This window comes from Maritalea sp., from assembly GCF_047634455.1.
In the GTDB taxonomy this organism is placed as follows: domain Bacteria; phylum Pseudomonadota; class Alphaproteobacteria; order Rhizobiales; family Devosiaceae; genus Maritalea.
This window is the reverse complement of sequence record NZ_JBLIAI010000089.1, coordinates 1-7,959: the sequence shown is the minus strand read 5'-3', so window position 1 is coordinate 7,959 and position 7,959 is coordinate 1. Positions and strand designations below refer to the sequence as shown.

Genomic DNA, 7,959 nt, shown 5'->3' with positions numbered 1-7,959 from the left:
GCAAGTTGCTTCATATTGATACTATGATGAAATCAATATTTAAGGATTGAACGTAAACTTCGTCAGGGTGGGCGTCATGGTCAATACTTTGAAGATAATTGCCTTCGACCGCAAATCTTTTACTGCAGCGGAGCAACCAAATCAGCATTCGTATCTGCAAGGGATAAGTGGCCATAGCATTATTGATGGTTATACCGATGCTGCAGATTTGGTCACAAAAATTAAGGCACTTTCTGTTGCCAACGCAAATGCCTGTGTCGACTATTTAGAAATAAATGCGCACGGCAATCCAGTAGTCGTTGATAGTTTGCGGGTTGCCAATGTGGCCGCTTGGGGAGTTGAACTGAAAAAAGTGCCGTGGTGCGACACCGCTCAAATCTACTTGGCGGGGTGCAATACGGGATTGAAAACAGCCGCAGGTTCCGGGTCGATTGCGGAAGCACTGGCTGGGCAAATCACTTTTAACGCGGCAACCTTTGCATATCAAATCCGCGTCTACGGGTCAAAAGGCTATCTGACCGGTGTGCACGCGAGTGGCAGTGAGTATTGCTCGCAGATTCTATCAACCAGGCGATGGCGCTGGAAATGGGCATTGGGGTTCATCCCCTATTACGGATATGATGATGTGGTGACCCATACTGCATATCCAGGTTCAGTCGATGCAACAGGGAATGCCTGTTGGAATAGCTTTAAGAACGGGAATTGGTGATCGCTATGGCAAAAGTAACCGTTACCGACTTTCAAACCAAAACAAGTGTTCAACTTTCGAACAAGGAAGCGGAGCTAGTGGCGAGTGAAATAGCAATTGTTCAACCGGGATTGTTCGCGCGCTTGTTCATGCGTTTTTTCCCGGGGCCGAATGTTTATCCAAAGATTGCGCCAGATTTTGAGATTGTTGTTGAGGATGGTGGACGAACCACTGTTTTTGAATTGTTGACCGAAACCGTGTTGCAACGAAAAGACGATCAATTGGGGTTTAATTTTTTCCTGGGCAGCAAAGTTGTTGCTTGGCATGCCACCCACTCGGGTGTGGCAAGGCTCTAGTGTTGGACGTTAAAGGGCAGAAGCCTTGTCGGCCTCTGCCCGAGATTGTTTTGCAGAAAATCACACTAGAAGGATGACTTGAAACCGGCCTGAGCGGTGACGTTGAACCCGTGTGCCGTTCCGGTGCTCAGTTCTGTATCAAAGAATAGATTGGCACTGTCATTTAAGTTCTGATTTGCAGTAAAGCCGATAAAGGCTGCACCAGAGTTGGACGCGCCACCTGGATCAAATGTCAGGTTTGTTCCAAGTAGGTTAGCAGTTACAGAATTTGCACCCCATTTGAATTGACCGTCAATGCCAACACGCGCAACAATCTGCGTTTGGTTGGTTTTTACCAAATCGGTTTCAACATTAAGGCGCGTATCTAGGGAGTGAATGTCGCGCGCACTAACGGCCAAAATTGAATCTGCACCATTTTCGGTGTAGCCGTTAATATGTTGGAATGTATAGCGGCCGCGTAGACTTGTGCGAACGGCGTTGCCAGCGATTTCTGCCTCTGGCATGTGGAGTGTCACTTCCGGCGCAACAAAATAGCCATTGAAATCGGCGGTAACCGTTTCAATACCTGATGCAACCAAGTTGTTCAGAATTTGCCGACTGCTAGAATGCTGTAAAACACCACCAGCAAGCGCAAGGTCAATGCTGTCGCCAAACTGGCCGTAAAGGCCGATATACTGACCCTTCGTGTCAACAGTTTGGGTGGTGCCCGGTGTGTTGAGTTGCGCGGCCCCGAAACCAACGAAAGCGCCAGCCATCAGCTCTGGGTCCAGCAATGTTTCAACACCAATTACGCCGCCACCAAAAACAGTATTTGCGCTGGTTGCTGAACCTGAAGCATTGTTGGCTTGTAGGCCAGCGAAACCATTGGCCCACACAGCACTTTGGTCTGTTGATTGCCAGTCAGCTCCTTCAGGCCAATTGTCCGCAGGTGCTTGGACATAACCTAATGCGTTTTCTTGCATAGAAACGCTGGCGGCCAAGACCTTGCGGTCGGCGAGCATATTGAATGTACCTGCAAGCAGATTATCGAGTGAATTATCGATATGGGCTAAACTCGTTGTATCAATGACATCTACCACATCGCCCTGCACCAGTGATGGCGCGCCATTGGTGTTGAGGATGTCAGGGGCTTTGTCGAACGTATAGTGGAGCGACAAACCATTCGCGACGTCAACAGTATCAGTTCCCGCCCCCAGCACCAGCCCGCCCTGCAACACAGTGCCGGGTAATAGTCTAAGCACATTATCAGCGACACTGGAAAACTCGATCGCGTTGCCTGACGCCGAAAACACTTGTCCAGCGTTCACAACTTTTGAATCTAGTCCGTCCACCAGAATGCCTGCCGCAAACGGTCCAGTGGTTTTGATTGTGCCCTTATGGGTTACACTTGTTCCCATGCCAAACGCGTTCACGCCGTAGGCGCTATCTCCGTTTGTTGTGATCCTACCATTCACAGCTACCTGCGAATTGTTGCCCGAAACAGTTATGCCTGGGGCAAAATCGCCGGTGGTCGTAATGGTTCCATTGTTGGTTGCGGCGACACCGCCTGAGCCAACTACATGCATACCGAAAGCGGAGGTGCCCATTGTGCTGATTGTGCCACTATTGGTGACGGTGGACCCATCGCCAGTTGCAATTATTGCGCTGGCAGCAGCGTTGGTTGTTTTGATGGTACCGGTTGACGTGTTGGAAATCGCTGCATTTGCACCAGTTGAATGCACGCCAAAACTAGCAGTGCCAATGGTGTCGATCATGCCAGAATTGACAATCTGGATACCAGCACCAGTTTGCGCCAGAATGCCGATGGCGTCATCGCTTTTAGTGTTTATTGTTCCGCTGTTGGTGATCACCGAGCCGTCTCCCACAACAAAGATGCTGTGAGATGAAGACAAAAAGGTGTTTACAATACCGGTGTTGGTCACTTGATTGTTTGCCCCAAACGCTGTAATCCCTGCCGCTGCAAAACCACTCATGGTAACAGTGCCATGGTTTTCAACGATTGCACCTGCACCGTTGGAGAAAATACCGACGGAGGCCGCTGTGGGCACAAAGATCACACCACCCTGTTCAACAACGCCTTTGTCGCCCGCATTCAGCATGGACTTTCCGGTGCCCAACACTTCGCCGTTTGTCACTGTGAAACTTTGCGCTTGGCTTGAGTTCGCTGTTAGCATGACAGCCGCAATGCCTGCAAAAATTGAAACAGCGGCAGGCATGGATTTGGCCGCGCTTGATCTGCGGTATTTTGAGTATGATTTTTGATTGCAATACGGCATTTGAACCCCACAAAACTAAGTTAAACAATCGATAAACAGATTGTTGTTTCTTGACGCCTGCCAAATGAGAGGCGAAATAGAAATTGAAGTGGTCAATTTTCTGGGTATTGTTGCGTACCCGAGGGAAACTGAATGATCACGCTCGAAAAACTTTATGATTGCGCCCAACGTCATCTCGACAACGGACATGATTGGTCGGGCTTTTCAGCAGAATTCAGCAAGATTTTTGATTGCAATTTCGCACTTTATCGTATTTGCGACGGTGATGAAGTTGGCCTGAGCGCGCAAGAATCGGTTTTGGCGACGTCGAACCCAGAATGTATGCGCGATTTCTTTGAGAACCGATTCTATCAGATGCGCCCAATGCAGGAAGGTAATCTAACCCCGCTTGAACCGCATAGACGGACTGACTATTTTTCCGATGCGCAAGTGCGTGAACTTGGGCCTTTCTATGCATTTATGCAGCGACACAATGTGTTTTACTTAATGATTGCACCTGCATTGATGCCCAGTGGTTCGGTGTTGTCGCTAACGGTTTGGCGCGGCGAGGACGCGAGTGATTTTGACGATGTTGAAAAGCAGCGGCTGGCATTGTTCATGCGCTATCTGCTGGCGTTGGTGCGCGATAGTGAGCTGAGCGCGATTGATCATGAAACGCGGTTGATTGAGTTTGGGGCGAATTATGGTCTGACGGATGCAGAGGTAGAAGTGCTTGGCGCATTGTTGTCCGGGCGCTCTTTGCGTGAGATTGCTAAATCAAGTGACCGGAGCTATGGGACAGTGCGGTGGCATGTGCGCAACATCTTGAGTAAATGTCAGGTGAGCAGCCAAAAGAATCTTTTGCATGAATTTTATGCATTGATTGAGCATTAGCCGCTGTTGTTTGTTTAACGATTTGAGTACTGCCGGAACGGGCCTGTCCCGGCAGTTTATTTGCGGCCTATACTTACCCCAGCAGTAAGCTTGGCAACCACAGCACAATGCCGGGGAATGCGATGAGCACGGCAATCGTTACAGCGTCAGCAATGAAGAATGGCGACGCGCCACGGAACACATCTTGCACAGATATGTCCGACCTCACGCCCGCCACCACGAAGCAATTGAGCCCAATTGGTGGGGTGATGAGACAGAGTTCTGCCATTTTCACCACAATAATGCCAAACCAAATTGCAAAACCCCAACCGTTCATACCGAATGCACTATCGGCGGCTGTGACATCAATTCCGCCATTCAATGCCATGACCGCGGGGAACACGACGGGCAAAGTGAGCAACAGCATCCCGATGGCGTCCATAAACATGCCGAGTACTGCGTAAGCGAGCAGGATAAATATCAGCGTCAGCATTGGGTTTTGCTCCAGCGTGCTGATCCAATTTGAAAAGGCACCCGGTAGATCGGCAAAGCCCAAAAAACGCACAAAGATCAGAACGCCCCAAATGATGGTGAAAATCATCACCGCCAGTTTTCCGGTTTCCATCAATGCGTCTTTGAATTGCCGCCACCGCATGCCGTGGATTAGCGCCATTACAAAGATCACGAACGCGCCAATTGCACCGCCTTCTGTAGGTGTGCCCCATGCATCGCCGCCAAACGGGTTGTAGATGAAACTAATGATGATGATCACGACAAGGACAATCGGCATCGCCGGAGGCAACGACTTGAAACGCTCGCCCCACGAATAACCAGTAACGGGTGGGCCGAGGTTTTTGTTGAATGTCGCCATTAGGACAATCATGCCGCCGTAAATGAGGGCTGAAACCGCACCAGGCAGGAAGCCAGCAAGCAGCAATGCACCGACGTCTTGTTCGACAATAATGGCGTAAATCACCAAAATTGCAGACGGTGGGATAAGCGATGCCAACGTGCCACCAGCAGCCACAACACCGGCTGCGAAGCGTTTGTCATAGCCGATTTTGAGCATTTCGGGGATGGCGATGCGGGCAAATACAGCAGAAGTGGCAACCGATGCGCCTGAGACTGCTGCAAAGCCTGCGGTGGCAAAAACCGTTGCAACACCCATGCCGCCTGGTAACCATCCGACCCATCGTTTTGCTGCCTCAAAGAGCGCCTTGGTGAGGCCCGCATAATAGGCAAGATAACCGATCAAGATGAAGGTTGGGATGAGCGACAGGGCTTGTGATGACACTTTTGAGTGTGGGACTTGCCCTGCGGTTTTCGTGGCCACTTCCAGTGCCCAGAAAAACTGGTTTGGATCATAGCCCTTTTTGGACCAAAAAATCCAAATCAAACCGGTGAGACCTGCAAACGCGGCGGCGAAAGCGACACGCACCCCGATCAACACCATGATAAGCATGAGGCCCGTGATGACGAGGCCAATATCGATCGTACTCATTTGGCGTCCTCCGGTTCATCAAAGCCTGAAACGTGTTCGGCTTCGCGGGCGGCTAGAGTTGCCGCATCTTCAATTAGGGGAACAGCAACGGGTTCATGAGTGCCGGTGCGCAGCGCGCGGCCATAGCCCCAAAGTTGTAGAGAAAGCCGTACTGAGAGAATGAAAAATGCAAATGGAGCAAGCAGCTTCGTCGGCCAAAGCGGAATGCCAATATCCATCGAGGAATCGCGGCTCCACATGGGAGCTGCTAAATCAAATGAACGTGCGAAATGCGCCCAAGAGCCCCACATCAGCAATAGCATAAGGAGCAACATGACAGCTGTTGAGATGAATTCCGCTGTCCAAAGCGGTCGACCTTTAAGTTTGCCAACCAATATATCCATGCGGATATGGCCGCCATCGCGTTGGGTATATGCGATGCCCACAAAAGCGATCAGTGGCATGGCTTGTTGTATCCAGTCCACGTAGCCGGGTAGTGGGCGGTTGAGAAAATTACGTCCGCCGACTGATGCCACGGCCATAAGCATTAGTGAAAAGACGGCAAGGCCGCCAATGAAGGCCAATGCGCCTTCGATTCTATAGAGTTTGCGGTCAAATTTTGAAAGCCAACTGTCGTCGGTTAAAACAGATGAAGCACCTGCCATTTTGTTTCCCCCCAGTATGAAGTATCAACTTCAAAGCCAGTGTAGATAAAATTCACCCGGCGTCACGCATTGCTCGGCGCGGCCGGGTGAACTTTGTCGGCATGTTTAGTTTGAGAGTGTTGCTAATACGAGGTCGAGCAGTTCTTGTGCTGGAAGACCTTTGGCTGTGTTGCTTTCAACCCAATCTTGCGCAATGCCACCCGCCGCGGAACGGAACGCTGCCAGCTCTTCGTCTGAATAGGTCACGCTTTCAATTCCACGTTTCTCAAGCGCTGGGCCCCAAGCAGCCATTGTGTCGTTATTGTAAAAATCAACATAATGGGCAAGGGCTTCAGGAATTGAGCTTAGTAGCGCATCACGGTTTGCATCAGACAGATCGTTCAATGCATCTGTGTTGGCCACAACCGGGCAATTCACGGTGCCGGGGTTAAGGTTTGTGGTCCACCATTTGCCGCTTTCGATCGTGCCATATGACATGTGGGCGTGCGGTGCAAAAGACACAGCTTTCACAACACCTGAATCAAGGGCCTGGCGCACTTCGGTCGCAGACATTGAGTTTGGAACAGCATCGACTGATTCCATGGCGCGGCCGATACCGCCAGTTGCGCGAACCGTCATGCCCGCGAAATCTGCAACGGTGCGTGGTGCATCGCCGACGCCCACAAAGTTATATTGTGGCAAAGGTGAAGGCATCAACAATGTTGCATTCCAGCGCGCAAGGTCCGCCTTGGTCGCTGGGTGATTGTAAACCGCCATTGATACGGCGATTTCCTGCTCAAGCGAGCTTACACCCAAAAACGGCAATTCAAGCACCGTGATGGATGGGTTCTTGTCTGCGTGGTAACCGGCGCAGAATTGCGCCATCTCGAAAGCGCCGATGGAGATGCCGTCAAGGTTTTCGGTGTTTTTTGACAAACCGCCGTAAGAAATATTGAGCGTAAAGTCACCATTGGTTTTTTCTGCGACAAGCTCAGCGAGTTTTTCAACGTGCTCAGTGAACGCCCGGCGCTTACCCCAAAGTGATACATTCCATTCAACGGCCATTGCTTCTGCGGCAAAGCCAAATGTCAGTGTGGTCGCAATTGCAACCTTTACCAAAGTCTTCATATCTTCCTCCCAAAAAAAATCCCAAACGCGAGCCACATAGGATCGCGTTGTTGGCATCCTAGCCGTTGGGTGGGCTTTGCCTATGAAGAAAACTGCATGGAGGATGGTGGGGCGCTTTGCGGAAAACCGCAGGGCGGGGATGGCCTACAAAAGATCGTCTTTGTTGAGGTTCAGTTTAACGATTTTTTCGTTCAGGGTACGGCGGCCAATGCCCAACGCCTCGGCAACTGCGTCCATTTTTCCCTTGTGGGTGCGGATGGCTTTGGCGATGAGAGTGCGTTCGAATGCAGCTACGGCTTCGCGCAATGTTTCGGGTACATCGCCCATGTCGTTTTGTACCCGCAGGGCTTGGTTGACTGTGCCTGCGCCACGCCGCGAAGCGAGGACCAGCCGTTCTGCGACATTGCGCAGCTCGCGCACATTACCCGGCCAGTCATGCGCAATGAGGATGGCGGTGTCTTCTGCGGTGACCCCTGGCACCTCCGTTTCGTAAAGCTCAGAGTAGTTTTGTAAAAAGTGTTCAAACAATAGTGGA

General features: G+C 50.8%; 8 protein-coding genes. 3 read left to right on the top strand and 5 right to left on the bottom strand.

What is annotated here, in order from left to right; all coding sequences use genetic code 11:
- Window positions 1-76: 76 nt before the first annotated feature.
- Together ACJAZW_RS14565 and ACJAZW_RS14560 are read left to right on the top strand one after the other, a co-directional pair.
- Window positions 77-709 carry a hypothetical protein gene (locus ACJAZW_RS14565; protein ID WP_415159376.1) on the top strand — a complete coding sequence of 211 codons (633 nt, stop codon included), beginning with the start codon at window positions 77-79 and terminating at the stop codon, window positions 707-709.
- 5 nt (window positions 710-714) lie between these two features.
- Window positions 715-1,044, top strand: coding sequence for a hypothetical protein (locus ACJAZW_RS14560; protein WP_415159374.1), 330 nt, complete (start codon window positions 715-717; stop codon window positions 1,042-1,044).
- Between the two features lie 65 nt (window positions 1,045-1,109).
- Here ACJAZW_RS14560 and ACJAZW_RS14555 read toward each other — a convergent pair whose 3' ends face one another.
- Window positions 1,110-3,320 carry an autotransporter domain-containing protein gene (locus ACJAZW_RS14555; protein ID WP_415159372.1) on the bottom strand — a complete coding sequence of 737 codons (2,211 nt, stop codon included), beginning with the start codon at window positions 3,318-3,320 and terminating at the stop codon, window positions 1,110-1,112.
- 132 nt (window positions 3,321-3,452) lie between these two features.
- Between ACJAZW_RS14555 and ACJAZW_RS14550 the strand changes: the two genes are divergently transcribed.
- Window positions 3,453-4,193 (top strand): helix-turn-helix transcriptional regulator, encoded by a 741-nt coding sequence (locus ACJAZW_RS14550; protein ID WP_415159370.1) that lies wholly within the window; start codon window positions 3,453-3,455, stop codon window positions 4,191-4,193.
- A 73-nt stretch (window positions 4,194-4,266) separates the two neighbouring features.
- Here the strand turns inward: ACJAZW_RS14550 and ACJAZW_RS14545 are convergent, their stop codons facing one another.
- The 4 genes from ACJAZW_RS14545 to ACJAZW_RS14530 form a co-directional block, all read right to left on the bottom strand.
- On the bottom strand, window positions 4,267-5,673 hold the full coding sequence (locus ACJAZW_RS14545; protein WP_415159368.1) for a TRAP transporter large permease: 1,407 nt from the start codon (window positions 5,671-5,673) through the stop codon (window positions 4,267-4,269).
- On the bottom strand, window positions 5,670-6,317 hold the full coding sequence (locus ACJAZW_RS14540) for a TRAP transporter small permease subunit (protein ID WP_415159366.1): 648 nt from the start codon (window positions 6,315-6,317) through the stop codon (window positions 5,670-5,672). The genes ACJAZW_RS14545 and ACJAZW_RS14540 overlap by 4 nt, the downstream gene beginning before the upstream one ends.
- Window positions 6,318-6,422: 105 nt before the next feature.
- Entirely contained in the window at window positions 6,423-7,424 is a 1,002-nt protein-coding gene (locus ACJAZW_RS14535) for a C4-dicarboxylate TRAP transporter substrate-binding protein (RefSeq protein WP_415159364.1), read from the bottom strand.
- Between the two features lie 144 nt (window positions 7,425-7,568).
- On the bottom strand, window positions 7,569-7,959 hold a 391-nt coding region (locus tag ACJAZW_RS14530; protein WP_415159362.1), incomplete at its 5' end, for a helix-turn-helix domain-containing protein.

Bases quoted from the DNA above. Each gene is read 5' to 3' on its own strand.
- ACJAZW_RS14565 (WP_415159376.1), top strand. From the start codon at position 77: ATGGTCAATACTTTGAAGATAATTGCCTTCGACCGCAAATCTTTTACT.
- ACJAZW_RS14560 (WP_415159374.1), top strand. From the start codon at position 715: ATGGCAAAAGTAACCGTTACCGACTTTCAAACCAAAACAAGTGTTCAA.
- ACJAZW_RS14555 (WP_415159372.1), bottom strand. From the start codon at position 3,320: ATGCCGTATTGCAATCAAAAATCATACTCAAAATACCGCAGATCAAGC.
- ACJAZW_RS14550 (WP_415159370.1), top strand. From the start codon at position 3,453: ATGATCACGCTCGAAAAACTTTATGATTGCGCCCAACGTCATCTCGAC.
- ACJAZW_RS14545 (WP_415159368.1), bottom strand. From the start codon at position 5,673: ATGAGTACGATCGATATTGGCCTCGTCATCACGGGCCTCATGCTTATC.
- ACJAZW_RS14540 (WP_415159366.1), bottom strand. From the start codon at position 6,317: ATGGCAGGTGCTTCATCTGTTTTAACCGACGACAGTTGGCTTTCAAAA.
- ACJAZW_RS14535 (WP_415159364.1), bottom strand. From the start codon at position 7,424: ATGAAGACTTTGGTAAAGGTTGCAATTGCGACCACACTGACATTTGGC.